Origin of the sequence: Massilia aurea (assembly GCF_040790145.1) — a bacterium.
GTDB lineage: Bacteria > Pseudomonadota > Gammaproteobacteria > Burkholderiales > Burkholderiaceae_D > Telluria > Telluria aurea_C.
In genome coordinates this window covers 95,272-112,946 of the sequence record NZ_JBFMMP010000014.1, presented here as the reverse complement: position 1 = coordinate 112,946, position 17,675 = coordinate 95,272, and the positions used below count along the sequence as shown (strand labels likewise).

At 64.4% G+C, this 17,675-nt stretch carries 15 protein-coding genes; 3 read left to right on the top strand and 12 right to left on the bottom strand.

What is annotated here, in order from left to right; genetic code table 11:
* Positions 1–38: 38 nt before the first annotated feature.
* Positions 39–476, bottom strand: a complete 438-nt coding sequence (gspG, locus tag AB2N08_RS17990) for a type II secretion system major pseudopilin GspG (protein ID WP_367612262.1) — start codon at positions 474–476, stop codon at positions 39–41.
* A 377-nt stretch (positions 477–853) separates the two neighbouring features.
* Between gspG and AB2N08_RS17985 the strand changes: the two genes are divergently transcribed.
* Both AB2N08_RS17985 and AB2N08_RS17980 read left to right on the top strand, forming a co-directional pair.
* The gene (locus AB2N08_RS17985) at positions 854–1,615 is read left to right on the top strand and encodes an NF038120 family PEP-CTERM protein (protein ID WP_367612261.1); all 762 of its coding nucleotides are present in this window, start codon (positions 854–856) and stop codon (positions 1,613–1,615) included.
* A 31-nt stretch (positions 1,616–1,646) separates the two neighbouring features.
* The gene (locus AB2N08_RS17980) at positions 1,647–4,787 is read left to right on the top strand and encodes a S8 family serine peptidase (RefSeq protein ID WP_367612260.1); all 3,141 of its coding nucleotides are present in this window, start codon (positions 1,647–1,649) and stop codon (positions 4,785–4,787) included.
* A gap of 80 nt (positions 4,788–4,867) precedes the next feature.
* Here the strand turns inward: AB2N08_RS17980 and AB2N08_RS17975 are convergent, their stop codons facing one another.
* On the bottom strand, positions 4,868–5,278 hold the full coding sequence (locus tag AB2N08_RS17975; RefSeq protein ID WP_367612259.1) for a hypothetical protein: 411 nt from the start codon (positions 5,276–5,278) through the stop codon (positions 4,868–4,870).
* 304 nt (positions 5,279–5,582) lie between these two features.
* Between AB2N08_RS17975 and AB2N08_RS17970 the strand changes: the two genes are divergently transcribed.
* Positions 5,583–5,891, top strand: coding sequence for a hypothetical protein (locus AB2N08_RS17970; RefSeq protein ID WP_367612258.1), 309 nt, complete (start codon positions 5,583–5,585; stop codon positions 5,889–5,891).
* Positions 5,892–5,905: 14 nt separating this feature from the next.
* Here the strand turns inward: AB2N08_RS17970 and AB2N08_RS17965 are convergent, their stop codons facing one another.
* The 10 genes from AB2N08_RS17965 to wecB form a co-directional block, all read right to left on the bottom strand.
* Complete coding sequence (locus AB2N08_RS17965) at positions 5,906–6,640, bottom strand: LuxR C-terminal-related transcriptional regulator (protein WP_367612257.1); 735 nt, start codon at positions 6,638–6,640, stop codon at positions 5,906–5,908.
* On the bottom strand, positions 6,637–7,344 hold the full coding sequence (locus tag AB2N08_RS17960; RefSeq protein ID WP_367612256.1) for a winged helix-turn-helix domain-containing protein: 708 nt from the start codon (positions 7,342–7,344) through the stop codon (positions 6,637–6,639). Before AB2N08_RS17960 ends, AB2N08_RS17965 begins: the two co-directional genes overlap by 4 nt.
* A gap of 157 nt (positions 7,345–7,501) precedes the next feature.
* Positions 7,502–8,104 carry an NF038129 family PEP-CTERM protein gene (locus AB2N08_RS17955; protein WP_367612255.1) on the bottom strand — a complete coding sequence of 201 codons (603 nt, stop codon included), beginning with the start codon at positions 8,102–8,104 and terminating at the stop codon, positions 7,502–7,504.
* An 11-nt stretch (positions 8,105–8,115) separates the two neighbouring features.
* Complete coding sequence (locus AB2N08_RS17950) at positions 8,116–11,094, bottom strand: ExeM/NucH family extracellular endonuclease (protein WP_367612254.1); 2,979 nt, start codon at positions 11,092–11,094, stop codon at positions 8,116–8,118.
* 149 nt (positions 11,095–11,243) lie between these two features.
* Positions 11,244–11,945, bottom strand: a complete 702-nt coding sequence (locus AB2N08_RS17945) for a PEP_CTERM-anchored TLD domain-containing protein (RefSeq protein ID WP_367612253.1) — start codon at positions 11,943–11,945, stop codon at positions 11,244–11,246.
* A 132-nt stretch (positions 11,946–12,077) separates the two neighbouring features.
* On the bottom strand, positions 12,078–13,496 hold the full coding sequence (locus AB2N08_RS17940) for a mannose-1-phosphate guanylyltransferase/mannose-6-phosphate isomerase (protein ID WP_367612252.1): 1,419 nt from the start codon (positions 13,494–13,496) through the stop codon (positions 12,078–12,080).
* Positions 13,493–14,659, bottom strand: a complete 1,167-nt coding sequence (locus AB2N08_RS17935) for a sugar phosphate nucleotidyltransferase (RefSeq protein ID WP_367612251.1) — start codon at positions 14,657–14,659, stop codon at positions 13,493–13,495. Before AB2N08_RS17935 ends, AB2N08_RS17940 begins: the two co-directional genes overlap by 4 nt.
* 10 nt (positions 14,660–14,669) lie before the next feature.
* Positions 14,670–15,668, bottom strand: a complete 999-nt coding sequence (galE, locus tag AB2N08_RS17930; protein WP_367612250.1) for a UDP-glucose 4-epimerase GalE — start codon at positions 15,666–15,668, stop codon at positions 14,670–14,672.
* A 52-nt stretch (positions 15,669–15,720) separates the two neighbouring features.
* A complete protein-coding gene (locus AB2N08_RS17925; protein WP_367612249.1) occupies positions 15,721–16,557 on the bottom strand; it encodes a WecB/TagA/CpsF family glycosyltransferase in 837 nt (278 codons plus the stop codon).
* Positions 16,554–17,669 carry a non-hydrolyzing UDP-N-acetylglucosamine 2-epimerase gene (gene wecB / locus AB2N08_RS17920; protein WP_367612248.1) on the bottom strand — a complete coding sequence of 372 codons (1,116 nt, stop codon included), beginning with the start codon at positions 17,667–17,669 and terminating at the stop codon, positions 16,554–16,556. The genes AB2N08_RS17925 and wecB overlap by 4 nt, the downstream gene beginning before the upstream one ends.
* Between the last annotated feature and the right edge of the window lie 6 nt (positions 17,670–17,675).

Sequence of the window (17,675 nt, the reverse complement as noted above, 5' to 3'; positions counted from 1 at the left end):
GGGCGGCGCTGTCAGGTGGGTGATGCGAAAAACGTCGTTCAGTTCGACGTGATGTCGGCGTTGTCGCCGGCGCCGCCGGGTTGGCCATCCTTGCCGAGCGAGAGCACTTCGTACTCGGCCCGGGCGCCGGGCGCGCGGTACTGGTACGGGTTGCCCCAGGGGTCGGGTGGGACGGCTTTCTTTAGGTAAGGACCATTCCATTTGACACCGGCGCTCGGTGGCGCCGTCATCAGCGCGGCCAGGCCTTCTTCGGTGGTCGGGTAACGGCCGACGTCGAGCCGGTAGGTATCGAGCGTCTTGTCGAACGCGTCGATCTGGGCCTTGGCCGCGGTAACTTCGGATTTGCCGAGCTGGGAGAAATACTTCGGGCCGACATAGGCAGCCAGCAAACCGATGATCACGATCACCACCAGCAACTCCAGCAACGTGAACCCGGCGCTGCGATGTGCGGCGCCCCGTTTCATAGCAAAAACCATCGACCGACTCCTCGTTTACTTCACTGAATAAATCCCTCTGAACGGTAACACGCTGCATAGCACGAGGACAACTCTTGTTTAGCGATAGCACCCCAATGGAAAACCGGTGACCCCACGCATACGGCGATGAGCCTTCTTACCTTTAGTAACAATCCAGAAATCATCCGTATGACATAAAGCGACAAAACAAAGATCACCCGCAGTCAACGCCAAATTTAATCAATGATATTTATCAAATCTCAAAATTTTTATCGTTGAAATTTTTTAAACTTAAGTTGTTTCTATTGAAATATTTATTGGCAACGTAACGCCAGGTAGCCCCCCCCACCACGTCTCGCCGTATCGGGCGAGAAACATTTCAACGACAAAGGCACATCATGACCCGGCACGCGCGATTGGCTTCACCGACCTTCAGCCTTACCTTTGCAACGTTCTGCGGCGCTGCCGCCCTGGCCGCGCCGGCCCAGGCCGCAACCATCGGCTTCGAGAGCGGCTATGGCGCCGTCGCGCATGGCGAAAGCTATCAGGAGTCGGGCTTTTCGATGTACTTCGACGCCAACCGCCTCGGTGCCGACAGCAGCAGCGCGGTGGGCGCCTTTGTCGATGGCAGCGACCCGTGGGCCTGCGACATGGCGTGCCCGGTGAATAATGCGAGCAGGTACTACGGCGCGTTCAACGACAGCGTCGTCTGGATCACCGCCGATGACGATAATCCGTTCCGCATGCTGGGCCTGGACGCCAGCTTCATCGGCCACACAACCGAACTGGGCGGTTATCCAGCGGTGGCCGGGCTGCTGCGCGCGCAAGGCTTTCACGCCGATGGCACCTCATCCATCGTGACGCTGGCCCTGGACGGGCCGTCGAGCGGCGGCTTCGAGTTCGGCGCCTACGGCCTGGGTGCATTCAGCCAGCTGGCGTTCGTGGAAATCGCCTTGTTCGGTTTTGTTTGCAACCTCTCGGGAAATTGCTCGCCGTTCGGCACCAACCAGGGACAGTTTGCGATCGATAACGTGAACCTGGAGCTGGCCGAGGTCGCCGACGTGCCCGAACCGGCGAGCGCCCTGCTGTTCGGCCTCGGCCTGGCCGGCCTGGCCGCCGGTGCCCGCCGCCGCAGGAACAATCACGTCGCCAGCGCCTGATCCCCACAACGCCTCCAAGGAACGAACCATCATGACACTCCGTCCACTTTCCGCAGCGGTACTGCTGGTCTTGTCCAGCCTGACGATCACCGTCCAGGCCGACGACGTGCGCCGCCCCTATATCGTGCAACTGGCCGACAGGCCGGTTGCCGGCTACCTTGGGGACATCGCGGGCATGCCCGCTACCCAGCCGGTCGCTGGCGCCCGTCTCGACCTCGCGACCCAGAATGTCGTGCTGTACAACACCTACCTGATCCGCAAGCAGGCGGCCGTGCGCGCCGTCGTTGCCGGCGCCCCGGTGCTGCATGCGTACAGCGTGGTGCTGAACGGCTTTGCCGCCATGTTGACCGACGCCGAAGTGCGCACCCTGCTGGGGCGCACCGACGTGGTCACGATCTCGCCCGACGTGCCGCGCGAACTGACCACCACCTACACCCCGACTTTCCTGGGCCTCGATCGACCGGGCGGCCTGTGGTCGCAACTGGGCGGCCAGGGCGCTGCCGGCGAAGACATCATCATCGGCATCGTCGATGGCGGCATCTGGCCCGAGCACCCATCGTATGCCGACCGCGTTGACGCCAACGGCAAGCCGACCTTCGCCACCAGCGGCACGGTCGCGTACGACGCGCCGCCTTCGCGCTGGCAAGGCACGTGCCAGACCGGCGAAGGCTTTACCGCCGCCGATTGCAACAACAAGCTGATCGGCGCCCAGTATTTCGACGCCACCTACCGCTCGGGCAGCCGTGTCAGCCACTGGACCGAGTTCAATTCGTCGCCACGCGATTCGATCGGCGGCACCACCGGCGAAGGCGGCCACGGCACCCACACCTCGACCACGGCCGGCGGCAATGCCCGCTCGACCGCGATCGTCGGTGGCGTTCCCATCGGCGAGATGAGCGGCATGGCGCCGCGCGCGCGGATCGCTTCGTACAAGGTGTGCTGGACCTATCTCGATCCGGCCCAGGCCAATGGCCGGCGCAACGCCTGCTTCATTGGCGACAGCGTGGCGGCCATCGAGAAAGCCGTGGTTGATGGCGTGCACGTGATCAATTACTCGATCAGTGGCGGCGAGTCGATCATCGACCCGGTCGAGCAAGCCTTCTTCAATGCCTCGAACGCCGGCGTGTTCGTCGCCGCCTCGGCCGGCAACGCCGGTCCGGCGAATTCGGTCGCCCACATCAGCCCGTGGCAGGCGACGGTTGCCGCCTCGACCCACAACCGTGAACTGCAGGCCACGGTCACCCTCGGCAACGGCGCCAGCTATCGCGGCGCGTCGATGAATTCGACGGCGGTGGGGCCGGCGCCGGTCATCACCGCCGAATCGGCCGCCCTGCCGGGCGCGAACCCGGTGTTCTCGGCCCTGTGCTACAGCGCCGGCAGCAACGGCGGCCAGCCCGTGCTCGATCCGGCCAAGGTGACCGGCAAGATCGTCACCTGCACCCGCGGCACCAATGCGCGCGTGGACAAGAGCCTGGCCGTGCAGGAAGCCGGCGGCGTCGGCATGGTCCAGATCGACAACGGCGCCGGCCTGGTGGCTGAAGTGCATGCGGTACCGACGGTGCACGTCACCGCCACCGACGGGGCCGCGATCAGAACGTATGCCGCGACGCCTGGCGCCACCGCGTCGATTTCGACCTTCGTCATCGGCACCTCGAGCGTGCCGGCGCCGATGATGGCCAGTTTCTCGTTGCGCGGCCCGAACCGCTATGACCCGAACGTGCTCAAGCCCGACCTGACCGCGCCCGGCGTGGACATCATCGCCGCCGTCTCGCCGGACCTGACCGAGGCCCAGCGCCTGTCCTTGACCACCGGCACGCTCGCACCGGTGCCGCTGGCCTGGGCGTCGTACCAGGGCACGTCGATGTCGAGCCCGCACGTGGCCGGCCTGGCCGCCCTGCTGCGCCAGCGTTATCCAGATTGGTCCCCAGCCATGATCAAGTCGGCCCTGATGACGAGCGCCACCGACACCGCCCCTGATGCGATCGACTCCGGCGACACGCGCGGCCGGCTCCCGTTCGGCCAGGGTGCGGGCCACGTGAACCCGAACGCGGCGGTCAATCCGGGTCTGGTGTACGACATCACCGAGCTCGACTATCGCAAATACATGTGCGGCGCGGGTGTTGCGGCCCAGTGCGGCGCTGGCAGCATTGCCGGCTACGACCTGAACCTGCCATCGATCGCGGTCGGCAACGTGCTGGGCACGGTCACCGTCAACCGCTCGGTGACCAATGTCAGCGCCAGCGATTCGACCTACACGCCGACAGTGGCCATCACGGGCTTCACCGCCACAGTGAGCCCGGCCACGCTGGTGGTGCCGGCCGGCGCGACGCGCCAATACAGCGTGGTGCTCACGCGCACCAACGCCGCGGACGATGTGTGGCAGTTCGGTTCGCTGACCTGGTCGGACGGCGCCCACCGCGTGCGCAGCCCGATCGTGGCCCGTTCAGGCCGCCTGATCTCGGCGCCCGCCATGGTCGTGAGCGACCGTGCCAGCGGCGGCAAGTCGTTCTCCATCAGCACCGGTTTCGCGGGCAAGATGGGCGTGACGGCCGGCGGCATGAAGGAAATCAACCGCCTTGCCGGCACCGTGGACACAGCCGACCAGGGCGTCTTCGCGAGCCGGGAAACGATGCGGCAGGCCTGCCTGGCCGGCGTGCCAGGCGTGTCCGTATCACGCGTGGTCGTGCCGGCCAATGCGATGGTGGCGCGCTTCGAACTGTTCGATCGCGACACCACGGGCAACGGCATGAATGACCTCGACCTGCTCGTGCTCGACGGTGCAAACGTCGACGTGGGCTACTCGGGCAACGGCACGTCGGACGAGATGGTCACGTTGATCTCGCCAGGCGCCGGCACCTATACGGTGTGCACGCTGGGCTACGATACCGTGGACGGGGACGTGATCGGTTTCGGCCTGCATGCCGGCGTCGTCAGCACGACCGATCGCGCCTACAACTTCAAGGCACTGGTACCAAGCCAGGTATACGTCGGCGGCACGGCGACGGTCACCACGAGCTGGTCGGGGCTGCCAATCGGCACACGTCACCTGGGCGCGATTCGCCTGCTCGAACCAAGCGGCGCCATCGCCACGACCACGCTCGTGCAGGTCGAAACGGACGGGCCAATCCCGCGGGCAGTGGCAAGCCAGCGCAAGAAAGACCTCGGCCGGTAAGCGAATTGAGATGGTGTAATTAATTGGTGTCAAAAGACAAAGCGCGCCTCGGCGCGCTTTGTCTTTGTTGCGAGAAAAATTTAGTTGGCTGGCGCGCCGTTGCCCAGCTGGCAGGTACCTGCTACGCATACCGCACCTGGATCGGCCTTGAGCATGCAGGTCGAGACCGCGCCGCTGGCCGTGAGCTCGGCCTTGGTTTCGGCGTACGAGCGTTCGGACAGCGCGCGCAGCGCATTGGCGTCGCTCTTTTGCGTGGAATACGCCAGGTATTCCTGCGGACCGCCGCACGCCATGGCGCCCACCGGCAGCGAGCGGCATTGCGCGTTGTCGCTACAGGTCGGGGTGCCGATCTGGCGCCGGATGTCGGCCAGCGTGGCCGCAGGCGCCCTGCTGATGGAGGTTTCGCCCTTGACCTGGGCGCGGACGGGGCCTTGCGCCTGGGTCGTGCAGGCGGCGCAGCTGACTAGCAGCAATAGTAAGAGTTTGTTCATGCGGCCATCTTCGCGTGCAGGCGCCATGCGGTCAAGCGAATCGCATCCGTTGACCCGGCCATTACGCCCGTGGAGGACTGTCGCGTTCATGCCACGGCAGGCGCCGCATGGGAATAAATCTCCACACGAAATTTAATGGCACTCTCGCCACGAATTTCCCATCGGCATACAAAATCCGAGAACGTCGTCGATTTCGCTTTCCAAGAACTTAATATTTCGTGTTCACAAATCGCATTTTGTTGGCCTACGGAAAAATTTTCTCGCTACAATCGGCGCGTTACTGACCGCTTTATCGAGTTCTTCCATGCCGCGACTTCGCATTCTTCCCGCACTCTGCCTCGCCAGCGCCCTCGGCGCCTGCGGTGGCCAGTACAACATCGACCCAGCGCTTTCCCTGGCGACGACCACGATGGCGGCGCCAGCGCCGACCGCGACGACACCCGTCACCGCCCCCGTGGCCGTAGCCCCCAGCCTGGCCACGGCCAGCATGCCGGCCCCGGATTGTGCACCCGAAGGCTGCGCCAGCCTGCGCATCATCGACGGCAATGCCGAAGCCTGGCGCATCGACGCCGCACGCCGCAGCGAGCGCGACGCCGGCCAGCCACTGACCTGATCCGGCGTGATCGGTTAGAGCAGGCGCAGCGCCAGGCAGCGCGCCACGGCATGGGCCCGGTTCGCCACGCCGAGCACCCTGTAGCTGCGCTGCAGATGGTTCTTCACGGTGAGCGCGCTGATACCGAGCTGGCGCGCGACTTCGTCATTGCTGCGCCCGGCCCGCACCCCATCGAGCACCGCCAGTTCACGTCCGCTCAGCGGACGCACCGGCGTGCTGAGCGCCTCATTCCCGCTGGCGGCAGCGATCGGCATACGCAGCAATCCAAGATGCAGGTAGGGCAGCAGCAATTGCAGAAAATACGCCTGGCGCGTGTCGGGCCGTGACGGCATGCCCAGCAGCGCGAACACGGTGCCGATCGCGCCCCGCCCCGCGTTGCCATGCACGAGCCCATGTACGAGCCCATGTACGAGCCCATGTTCCACACCCGCCGCGCGCAGGGCAACGTCGTTCGCATCGACCACGATGGGCGCGGCGCACCCAGCCTGCCAGCGCGCCACCAGCGCCGGCGCCACCCGGGCCTTGAGCGCCGCCAGCGCAGCGCGGTCGAGCACGGTGCGGTGCAGGCACTCGACATGGTCGATCGTGCCCGCCGCATCGAGTTGCACGCACAGCATGATCTCGTGCGGCAGCAGCGCCTGAAAGGCGCCCTGGGTCCACAAGAACAGCTGGCGCCGCTCAGTCAGGCCGACACCCGACTCGATGGTGCGCAGCAGATATTCCTGCTCGCGCTTGTCGAGGATGGTCATGCCGCGTCCGCCAGGGTGGGTAGCCCAGCCGCGAAGCGGTAGCCGGCGCCGCGCACCGTCTGGATGCGCTCGCCCTGCCCGTCCGGGCCCAGCGCCTGGCGCAGGCGCCCGACGTGGGTGTCGACGGTGCGCTCATCGAGCACCGCATGCCGGCCCCATACCCGGTCGAGCAATTGCGGCCGCGAATGCACGCGCTCGGGATGGCGCATCAAAAATGCCAGCAGGCGAAATTCGATGGGCCCGAGCATGATCGGGCGGCCACCGGCGCTCACTTGCAGCGTGTCCGGATCGAGGTGCAGACCGCCGTCCCGCATCTCGGCGGCGCCGGCCGGCGCCAGGCGCCGCAACACCGACTGCGTGCGCGCCAGCAATTCGCGCGGGCTGAACGGCTTGGTGACGTAATCGTCGGCGCCCGATTCCAGCGCCAGCACCTTGTCGGCCTCGGCGCTGCGCGCCGTCAGCATGATCAGACCCAGTCCACGCGTGCGCGCGTGAGCGCGCAGCCGGCGCACGAGCGTCTCGCCGCTCTGGCCCGGCAAGTCCCACTCGATCAGCACCAGGTCCGGCAAGCCGCGCGCCAGGCGCACCAGCGCCGCTTCGGCATCCGGATAACAGTCGACCAGATAGCCGGCGCTGCCGAAGTTGAGTCGCAGTAGTTGCTGGACGGCGGGGTCGGGATCGACCACGAGAATCTGGACTGGCATGGTGGCATATGTAATGTCTGCGCGACAATACGATGACTATGCCCCAAGCCTTCGATGTTTATAAATACAATTTGTTTAATGTATTTAGATATTTAAAGAATAAATAAGGCGCAGCGCCCTGTCGGTCGCTGCGCCTTATTGGCTGCAATCGCGAGGCTCAGCCGCGCTGCTGCAGGCGACGGGTGGCGCCGATCAGCAGCAGGCCGGTGGCCAGCAGCAGCCACTCGCCTGGTTCCGGCACTTCGGCGACCTGGGCTACTTGCACCAGCCCCGGCGCGTTCACGGTAACCGCATCCGCGGTACCCGCAATGAGGTCGATCGTGAACAGCTCGGCGTCGGCGCCGAGGTAGGCGTCGAACGTGTCGTTGAGCAGCGCGACGCTGAACAGCGTGCCGAACAACTCGTCGCCGAGGTCAAAAGCAACGTCAAACGAGAACAGCCCGCCGAAAGTCACCGCCTGGGTGAAGAAATTCTCTCCGGTGCTATTGCCCAGCAGCGCGCCAGTGGCCACGTCGCCACTGGCATCGCCGACATGCGTCGCATCGCCCAGGAAACTACCGCTGAAGTTGCTCACACGCGCCGTGGACTGGCCCATGTCGCCACCACCGTTGAAGCCCAGGTCGAGAAAGCCGGTGCTACCGGCAAACGACGTCGTGTCGAGCGAGACCCGATACAGCGGGCCGGCCAGCGCGGCCGGTGCGCCAACCGCAATCGAGAACGCCAGCAAGGCGCGAAGGAACAGAGCGTAAAGGTTGTGCATGATATTTCCTGTTAAAGCGCGCCGGAGACCAGCTGCGGGGTGTAGGTGATGGACCGTTTGGCGCTGTTGGTGAACGTGGTCGTGAAGGTCACGCTGGCGCCCGGTGCGATGCTCGCCTGCGGCAGCGTCAGATACGGCGCGCCGCCACGCATGCCACTGCTGTTGTCGAGCGAAACGCCGGCTGGCAAGCCCTGCATGACGAAGTGCAGCCCCCCGGTGAGCAACGTGGCGCTCGTGTTGGTGACAGTGACCTTGCCGCTGTATTTGCCAGTGACCCGGTTGATGGTAAAGCCGCCCACGTCGACGTTCACGGCGGACGTGACGTCGCTGAAGGCCGGCGTCAGGTTCAGGCTCACCACCAGCGGATCGTGGTCCGACGCGCGGTAGGCGTTGTTGCGATACGGATCTTGCGCGGTATCGCCCAGGTTGTAATCGATGGTTTCCGGCTCATCCGCATTGCTGTGCCATTCGGCGGCGCCCGCCACCTGGCCCGCCAGAGAGCTGCTTGCCAGCGCGTGGTCGAGGTAGCCTGACAGGCCGTCGAACACGTACGAGTACGGCATCGCGTTCGGCCGCACGAAGCGTTCGAGCAGGTTGACCATGCCGGCCACGCCGGTCAGGTGGTTGATCGGGCTTTCGAACGCGTAGGCGTTCAGGTCGCCGATGACCAGCACGTCGGGGTCGCCCGCCGCCGCCACCACTTGCGGGATGAAGAACGAGGTCAAGCGCTGGGCCTGCTCGGTGCGGGTACGGTCCCAGCAACCTGCGCCATTGCCCGGATCGGTATCGCCAGCGCCGGCGCCGCTGCAGCCGCCCTTGGATTTCAGGTGGTTCACGATCACCGAGAATTTGCCGCCGCCATTGCTGGCCATGAAGGTCTGGGCCATCGGCGGACGGTTGTTGACCGCGTTGCCGTCCGACAGCGCGCCGCCCGCCAGCGACACGACCGACGGCTTGTAGATCATCGCCACGCGGATCGCATCGGTCCCCAGCGAGGCTGGCTGCGGCACGACGGCATACTTGCCCGGCGCCGTGGCGGCGTTGAGCTGCTCGACCAGGTAGCCCACCGCGATGTCGCGGTTGTTCTGGATTTCCATCAGGCCCACCACATCGGCGTCAAGCGCGGCGAGCGACGCGACGATCTTGTCGCGCTGGCGGATGAATTCGGCCTCGTTGTTCGCACCGCGGCATTCGCCGGCCGATGTCGAGTTGCCGATGGCGCAGCCCTGCCCCGTGCGGCCCCAGGCGTCGCGGCCGTCGGTGAAGGTGGTGAAGAAATTGAGCACGTTCGCGCTGGCGACCTTGACGCCGGCCGGCAGCGTCGGCGCCGGGGTGCGCTCGTTGCTGCGGGCGAAGGTCGGGGCGACTGTCGGCTGCAGCTTGAAGCCGGCACCGCCACCGCCCAGCGCGCCATAGTCGATCACGCCCGTCAGGTCGGTGACGGTGTCGCCGACGCGCACGGTGCCGTCGTCGGCCAGGTACGGAATCACGGCCGGCGCGACAAAAATGCCGTCGTCCAGCACGATCTGGTTGGCCAGGTGCTCCTGGTACAGCGCCGCTGCTTCAGGCGAGCCGAACGGGAAGCGATTGGTCGGATTTTCGCGGCGGCCATTGGCCAGGATTAGTTCGCCCCGGTCGCCCAGGTTGCGATTGCCATTCACGGTCAGCGGCGAGGTGAAGCGCACCAGCATGCCTTCGACGCTGGCCAGGTCGGCGTTCGGCAACACGATATTGGTCGGGGTGACGGCCGGACCCGCGCCCAGGCGCTCGACGCCGGTGACGTTGGTGAACTCGGTGTAGGTGCGGGCGGCGCCGGTCGGGCGGTATTCGACAATCGTGCCCGTCACGCGCACCAGCTCGCCGATCGGCGCATCGGTCGGCGTGCCGAAAACATACAGGCCGTCCGACGTCGAGGGGTCGCCATCGCCCGCAGCATCCTGGATGAAGAAGCCGTTGCCGACCTTGGCCGTAATCACGCCCTGCGTGGACTGGATCGTGTTGGCATACGGGCTGGTCGGGCCGGAACCCTGGATCGCCGGAATGCGCAGTTCGCCAGCGACATTGACGGCGACGGTGCAGGTGTCGACGTCGCCCTCGGCATTGCCGAACTGGACCTGGACCGGATAGCTGCCGGCGGCCAGGGTATCGGCGACGACCAGGCGCGCTTCGGCGCGCCCGCCCACGGCGCCGGCCGCTGCGAAGTCGATCAGGCTGATGCCGGGACGTGCGCCGGCGATGATGCTGGCGCTGTTGACGATGCTGTCGCCATCGATGGCCGACAGGATGGCCGACGAGCTGCTGCCCTGTGCGACCTGGAGCGCCGCCGGGCAGGTCAGCACGATCGGCTGGACGATCGGACCGCCGCACGACTGGATGGCTGAACCCATGCTGCGCGGGCCGGCCACCGGGGCGGCGGCAAAGTCATCGCGGTTGTTGTCGGTGTCCTGGCAACCGAGCGCGGCGCGCTGGATCGAGTTGACCGTGGACGGCGCCGGCGCCGGTGCGCCTTCAGCGTGGTTGGCGCTGCCGAAGCCCACGAGGTCGACCAGGTTCGTGCCCGCACCCGCCGGCATCTGATTCACGCTGCTTGACAGTGCCACCTTGCCACCGCCGGCGGCCATGTCGAAGCCGCTGCTGGTGATGTCGCCCGCGCCCACCGACGCGCTGCCGGCGTTGGTGCCGGTACGGCCCACCATCAGGAAATACTGACCCGGCTGCAGTTCCACGGCCGGCAGCCGCGTCACCGAACCCCAGGCGGTGCCGGTTGCGGACTGGTATTGCAGACTCATGCCATCCAGATTGACCGGCGAAGCGCTGCGGTTGAACAGCTCGACGAAGTCGTGGCTCCACTGGCCGCCACCGTTATTCGAGTGGGCGTACAACTGGCTGATCACGACGTTGCCCGGGGCGGCCCAGGCCGTCGCGGCAAAGCCCGCGATCAAGGTCGCCAGCAGCGTACGCCGTGGCATGAAGGATGCAAAGGTGGTCATGGATTCCCTGTTGGTTGTCATGCAAGACATGCTTGCGGCATTCATTAACAAATTCATAGTAAATGCGCAAATTGACAACATGATGACGCAGCATTGGTCCGAAAGAACCAATCTTCAACATGCATACAACACAATCTGGAAATGCCTGCTCAGGAAGATCGTCGTCGCAGCGCGGCCCAGCCCAGCATGCCAAGGCCGCTGAGGAACATGGCCCAGGCGCGGGGTTCGGGAATCGGCGCGACTGCATAGATTTCAAGCGCGTTAATGCGCATGAATTGCCCGCCATAGGTGCCGTCGATGATGCTGCGGCCTTCGAAGTCGGGGTCGCCGTAGGTCAGTTGCCACGAAATCGAGGTAGTCAGAAGGTCATCGACAAACAGGTCAGGGCCGGCGCCGAACGTGGGGCCATGGTCGAACCAGTTATAGGTCTGGCGCGACCCCTGGCTGGGCAGGATGTGGCTGGTGGGAACCTGGCGATACACGGCTGGATCGCTGTAGTTGAAAATGAAGCCGGTGCGTTGCCAGTCGCGTTCGGTGACGTGCCAGCCGTCGTTGGAAAACCAGCTTTGCGGGTTGTAGCCGCCGACGATCCAGCTGGCGCCGGCACTGTCGCTGACGCTCATGAGCGTAAAACTGCTGCCGCGCCCGTCGACAGCCGCGTGAAAGTCGAGCGAATCGTCGCCTGCCTGCCGCGTATAGAGATTGTCGAGGGACAGAGGGCCGGCCCCGAGCCAGCGTTCGAGCTGGCCGTACAGAACCTGGTCGAGCAACGGCGCATCTTGCGCCGTTGCCGGTGCTGCCAGACTAGCCAGGATGGCGGCCGCAACGACCGCCGCAACGTTCGCTTTCATGATGCCCCCTCGCCGAGACTCGAGAAGGCATTGTAGGCCACGTGCGGCGGGCCCTTCACACCGTAGCCGCAGTTACATTGCCGAAAAAAAATGCCGTACAAGACGGCATTTGTTCTGCATCCAGCGCGGCTGTTACGCCCGCTTGTAGATGTCTTCGAAGCGGACGATATCGTCCTCGCCGAGGTAGCTGCCCGACTGCACTTCAATGATGTGCAGCGGCAGTTTGCCCGGATTTTCCAGACGGTGGTTCATGCCGATCGGGATGTACGTCGATTCGTTTTCGGACAGAAGGCTGACCGTATCGCCGCACGTCACGCGCGCCGTGCCCGACACCACGACCCAATGCTCGGCGCGGTGATGGTGCATCTGCAGCGACAGCTTCTCGCCCGGCTTGACCGTGATGCGCTTGACCTGGAAACGGTCGCCCGCATCGATGCCTTCGTAGTGGCCCCACGGACGGTACACCTTGGTGTGGTGCAAGTGCTCGGTGCGCTCTTTCGACTTCAGGTGCTCGACCACCTGCTTGACGCGCTGCACCTGGCTCTTGCTGGTGACCAGCACCGCATCCTGGGTTTCCACCACGACGATGTCTTCCAGGCCGACCACGGCCACGATGCGGCTTTCGGCGCGCACCAGCGAGTTCTTCACGCCATCGAGGTACACATCGCCGCGCTGGGCATTGCCGTTGACATCCTTCGGCTGCGTTTCCCACAGGGCTGACCATGAACCGACGTCGTTCCAGCCGATGTCGGCCGGCACGACCGCCGCGTCGCGCGTGTGTTCCATGACCGCGTAGTCGATCGAATCGGACGGGCATGCCGAGAAGGCGGTTTCGTCGAGACGGCAAAAGTCGAGGTCGCGGTAGGCGGCGTGCATTGCCTGGCTGGCGGCGGCGGCGATTGCCGGCGCGTGCTCTTCGAGCTCTTGCAGGTAGCGCGCGGCGCCGAACATGAACATGCCGCTATTCCAGTAATACGTGCCTTCGGCAACGAAGCCTTCGGCCGTGGCGGCATCTGGTTTCTCGACGAAGCGCGCCACGTTGTAGCAATCGCTGCAATCGGCCACCGGCTCGCCGCGGCGGATGTAGCCATAGCCGGTCTCCGGGGTTTTTGGCACGATGCCGAACGTGGCCAGCTTGCCGGCCGCGACCAGGCGGGTGGCGCGCTCGACCGCTTCACGGAATGCCGGGGCATTCTCGATCACGTGGTCGGCCGGCAGCACCAGCATGATGGCTTCCGGGTCGATTTGCTGCAGATGGTGCGCAGCAGCGGCCACTGCCGGCGCCGTATTGCGGCCGACTGGCTCGAGCAGGATGCCGAGCGGCGTGATGCCCACTTCGCGCAACTGCTCAGCCACCATGAAGCGATGATCATTGCCGCACACCACCAGTGGCGCCATCAAACCCGGCCAGTTCGTCACACGCAATGCAGTGTCTTGCAACATGGTTTTGTCGGCAACCAGTGGCAGTAACTGCTTCGGCAGGACGGCGCGCGACAGTGGCCACAAGCGGGTCCCGGCGCCGCCGGAGAGGATGACTGGATAGATCTTCATGCGCTGACTTTCTCTTTCTGTAACTCGTTGGTGTCCGTGGTGTCCTTGCGGCGCGAACGACGACGGTCGCGCGCATTGAGCCACTCTTCGGAAGAATACTCGGAAGCGTGCTTCATTTCGCCTTTTCGGTCGACACTGTATTCCTTAAAGACAATCATTTCATTTAATGTTACATCATGCAACACCCGGGTGTACTCGAACAGTACGCTACGCACGACCTCGGCGCCCTCGCAGATGTGGCTGCCGTGACCGATCCAGGTCGGGCCCACGATGCGGGTACCGGCCTCGACTTTGCAGCCGGAGCCGATATACACCGGGCCCTCGATCGTCGTGCCTTCCCAGTCGATGCTGGTGTTCAGGCCCACCCAGACGCCCGGCTTGATCTGGATGCCCGGCACGTCCATGTGGTTCACTTCGCCGGTCAGCACGGTCTGCAGCACTTCCCAGTAGTCGCTCATGGTGCCGATGTCGAGCCAGTTGAATGGCCGGCCCTGGGCATAGAACGGCAGGCCACGCTCGGCCAGCAGCGGGAACAGTTCCGAGCCGATGTCGAACGAGACGCCTGATGGAATCAGGTCGATGACTTCAGGCTCAAAGATATAGATGCCGGTGGAAATGAAGTTCGACTTGGCATCGGCCTCGGACGGTTTTTCCTGGAATTCCTGGATGCGGCCGTCTGCATCGGTCACGACCACGCCGTACGACGAGACTTTGTCCCATGGCACTTCCTTGGTGATGACGGTGGCCATCGCGCCCTTGCGACGGTGTTCCATCAGAGCCGCTTTCAGGTCGAGGTCGATCAGCGCATCGCCGCACAGCACGACGGTGGTGTCGTCGAAGAAGCCGCCGAACTCCTGGATTTTCTTCATGCCGCCGGCCGAGCCGATCGGCATCGGCACGACTTCGCCATCATCCTTCGTGTAACCCTCGAACGAGTAACCGATCTGGACGCCGAACTGTTCGCCTTCGCCGAAGTATTCTTCGATTTTCTCATGCAGCCAGCTGACGTTGACCATGATTTCGGACACGCCATGTTTCTTGAGGTGATCCACCAGGTATGCCATCACGGGCCTGCCCAGCAGCGGGATCATCGGTTTTGGCAGGTCGTAGGTGAGCGGACGCACGCGCGTCCCTTTGCCTGCGGCGAGAATCATTGCTTTCATTCGATGTTCCTTATTTGGCAGTGGTTTGATAGCGCCATACATCGGCGCACATTTGAGCGACATCACGTTCGGCCGTCCAGCCGAGTTCTTCACGTGCCTTGGCCGGGTCGGCATAGCATTTCGCCACGTCGCCGGGGCGACGGTCAACGATCTGGTAGGCGACGGTGCGGCCGCTGGCCGCCTCGAAGGCGCGAATCATTTCCAGGACGCTGTTGCCCCGACCGGTGCCGAGGTTGTAAGCGACGATGCCCGGACCCTTGCCCAGGCGATCGAGGGTCTTTACGTGGCCGATGGCCAGGTCGACGACGTGGATGTAATCGCGCTGGCCGGTGCCGTCCGGCGTGTTGTAGTCGCCGCCGAAGACCGACAGCTTTTCGCGCTGGCCATTGGCGACCTGGGCAATGTAAGGCACCAGGTTGTTGGGAATGCCGCTCGGCTCTTCACCGATCAGGCCGCTCTCGTGCGCGCCCACCGGATTGAAGTAGCGCAGCAGCGCAATGCGCCAGTCGGGCTGGGCCCTGGCCAGGTCTTGCAGGATCTCTTCGATCATCAGCTTGCTGCGGCCATACGGGTTGGTGGCCGACAGCGGGAAGTCTTCGCGGATCGGCACCGAGGCCGGATCGCCATACACCGTGGCCGACGACGAGAACACGAGCGACTTGCAATCGAATTTGGCCATCGTTTCAAACAGCACGACGCTGCCCGAGACATTGTTGTCGTAGTAGCGCAGCGGCTCGGCCACCGACTCGCCGACCGCCTTCAGGCCCGCGAAGTGAATGACTGCCTCTGGCTTGTGCTCGGCAAACGCCGCTTCCATCGCCGCGCGATCGCGGATGTCCGCGTTGACAAAGGCGAACGGCTTGCCGCTGATGCGCTGCACCCGGTCGCGTACCGACAATTGGGCATTGGACAAGTTGTCGAGCACCACCACGTCGTGGCCTGCGCTTTGCAGTTCGACGACGGTATGCGAACCGATGTAGCCAATGCCGCCAGTAACGAGAATCTTCATGTGTTTGCTCTCTGCCTTCGTTTTCTGTGATGAATTACTGTGTGCAACCGCCTTATTTCCCGCTTTTTTTTACGTTCTTGCTTTTTACCACTTTCCTATTATTTGCCATTTTTACATTGTTCACCACTTCTTTGACGAAAAGCCAGAGAAAGGCCACGTCGTCGATAAAGTAGCGCCGCGCCATGCGGCGCGGCTCTTGCAAAAACCGGTAGAACCATTCCAGTCCTGACCTGCGCATCCACTGCGGCGCCCGCTTGATATGGCCGGCCGCCACGTCGAACGAGCCGCCGACACCCATCGCGAACGGCACCCCCATCTCGGCCAGGTATTTGCCGAGAAACTGTTCTTTCTGCGGCGACGAGATCGCCACGAACAGCAGGTCGGCCCGGCTGGCGCGAATCTCGCGCGCCACCTGCGCCGCTTCGTCATCGCCCTGCCAGTAACCGTTGCGCACACCGGCAACGATCAGGCGCGGATGATGACTAGAATACATCTGTGCGACCCTGCGCACGATATCTTCGCGTGCGCCCAGCAGAAACACGCGCCAGCCCTCGCTCGCGGCGCGCTCCATCAGTGCGTCGAACAGGTCGATGCCGGCCACCCGCTCCTTCAATGGCCGCCCCAGCAGGCGCGACGCCCACACCACCGGCATGCCATCGGCGCTGACAAGGTCGCATGCGTTGATGATGCGACGCAGTTCCGGATCGCGGCTGGCCTTGACCAGTTTGTCCACATTGACCGCCACATGCTGGTGCGGCTGGCCGGTGCGGACAAAGCCGGCGATCGTGTCCAGCGTCTGTTGCAACGAAAGATTATCTATTTTACAACCCATCAGGCTGATGTGCGCGCGCGTGTTCACGAAAATATTGCCGGTCGCTTTTTTCGTCACGCCAGCTCCCGCGCCAGGATGGCGACGATGCGGCCGGCGGCGTGGCCGTCCCACAGATGCGGACGGCGGCCCCGCTTGCCCCGGCCGGCCAGGATCTTGCGCGCCTCGTGCAGGATGGCGGCCGGGTCGGTGCCGGCCAGCACGTTCGAGCCCTCGTCGATCGTGACTGGCCGCTCGGTGTTCTCGCGCAGCGTGATGCAGGGCACGCCCAGGGCCGTCGTTTCTTCTTGCAGCCCGCCGCTGTCGGTGAGCACCAGCGCGGCATCCTTCCACAGATCGAGAAACGCCATATAGCCCTGCGGCGCGGTCAATGCAATATGCTCGCCCAGGTCAATGCCGAATGCGGCGATATTGGCACGCGTACGGGGGTGGACCGGAAACACCAGCGGCAGCTCGCGCGCGAGCGTACGGAGTGCACCGGCGATGCGGGCAAAGGTGGCGGGGACGTCGACATTGGATGGTCGGTGCAGCGTGACGACACCGTAGCGCCCTGCTCCGTGGCGCGCCTTGAATCGGCCTGCCTCGCCGCCGCCCGTGGCGGGCGACAATTGCGCCACCTGGTGCAATACATTGTCGACCATCACGTGGCCGACGTAATGCACGGACGCGTCAAGCTTGCCTTCGCGCCGCAGATGCTCGAGCGCGGCCGGCTCGGTGACGAAAAACCAGTCGCTGATGCTGTCGGTGACGAGGCGGTTGATTTCTTCCGGCATCGACATGTCGCCGCTGCGCAGGCCAGCTTCGACATGGGCCACGGGAATGCCGAGCTTTTTGGCGGCGATGGCGCAGGCCAGCGTTGAATTGACATCGCCGACGACCAGCACGGCGTCGGGGCGCTCGCGCAGGCACAACGTCTCGAAGCCAACCATGATCCTGGCGGTTTGTCCGGCATGGGTGGCGCTGCACGCGCTACCGGCGTCGGCAGCGTCCAGTGTCATGTCCGGCGGCGGGATGCCGAGCTCATCGAAGAACACGTCGTTCATGGTGCGGTCACTGTGCTGGCCTGTGTGCACGAGCTTGAAGGCAACCCGACCGTCGGCGCGCAGGGCGCGCACGATCGGTGCAATCTTCATGAAGTTCGGGCGGGCGCCGGCGACCAGATAAAGCAGCATGGAACG

Bases quoted from the DNA above. Each gene is read 5' to 3' on its own strand.
- gspG (WP_367612262.1), bottom strand. From the start codon at position 476: ATGGTTTTTGCTATGAAACGGGGCGCCGCACATCGCAGCGCCGGGTTC.
- AB2N08_RS17985 (WP_367612261.1), top strand. From the start codon at position 854: ATGACCCGGCACGCGCGATTGGCTTCACCGACCTTCAGCCTTACCTTT.
- AB2N08_RS17970 (WP_367612258.1), top strand. From the start codon at position 5,583: ATGCCGCGACTTCGCATTCTTCCCGCACTCTGCCTCGCCAGCGCCCTC.
- AB2N08_RS17940 (WP_367612252.1), bottom strand. From the start codon at position 13,496: ATGAAGATCTATCCAGTCATCCTCTCCGGCGGCGCCGGGACCCGCTTG.
- AB2N08_RS17935 (WP_367612251.1), bottom strand. From the start codon at position 14,659: ATGAAAGCAATGATTCTCGCCGCAGGCAAAGGGACGCGCGTGCGTCCG.
- AB2N08_RS17945 (WP_367612253.1), bottom strand. From the start codon at position 11,945: ATGAAAGCGAACGTTGCGGCGGTCGTTGCGGCCGCCATCCTGGCTAGT.
- wecB (WP_367612248.1), bottom strand. From the start codon at position 17,669: ATGCTGCTTTATCTGGTCGCCGGCGCCCGCCCGAACTTCATGAAGATT.
- AB2N08_RS17975 (WP_367612259.1), bottom strand. From the start codon at position 5,278: ATGAACAAACTCTTACTATTGCTGCTAGTCAGCTGCGCCGCCTGCACG.
- AB2N08_RS17950 (WP_367612254.1), bottom strand. From the start codon at position 11,094: ATGACCACCTTTGCATCCTTCATGCCACGGCGTACGCTGCTGGCGACC.
- AB2N08_RS17965 (WP_367612257.1), bottom strand. From the start codon at position 6,640: ATGACCATCCTCGACAAGCGCGAGCAGGAATATCTGCTGCGCACCATC.
- AB2N08_RS17980 (WP_367612260.1), top strand. From the start codon at position 1,647: ATGACACTCCGTCCACTTTCCGCAGCGGTACTGCTGGTCTTGTCCAGC.
- AB2N08_RS17955 (WP_367612255.1), bottom strand. From the start codon at position 8,104: ATGCACAACCTTTACGCTCTGTTCCTTCGCGCCTTGCTGGCGTTCTCG.
- galE (WP_367612250.1), bottom strand. From the start codon at position 15,668: ATGAAGATTCTCGTTACTGGCGGCATTGGCTACATCGGTTCGCATACC.
- AB2N08_RS17960 (WP_367612256.1), bottom strand. From the start codon at position 7,344: ATGCCAGTCCAGATTCTCGTGGTCGATCCCGACCCCGCCGTCCAGCAA.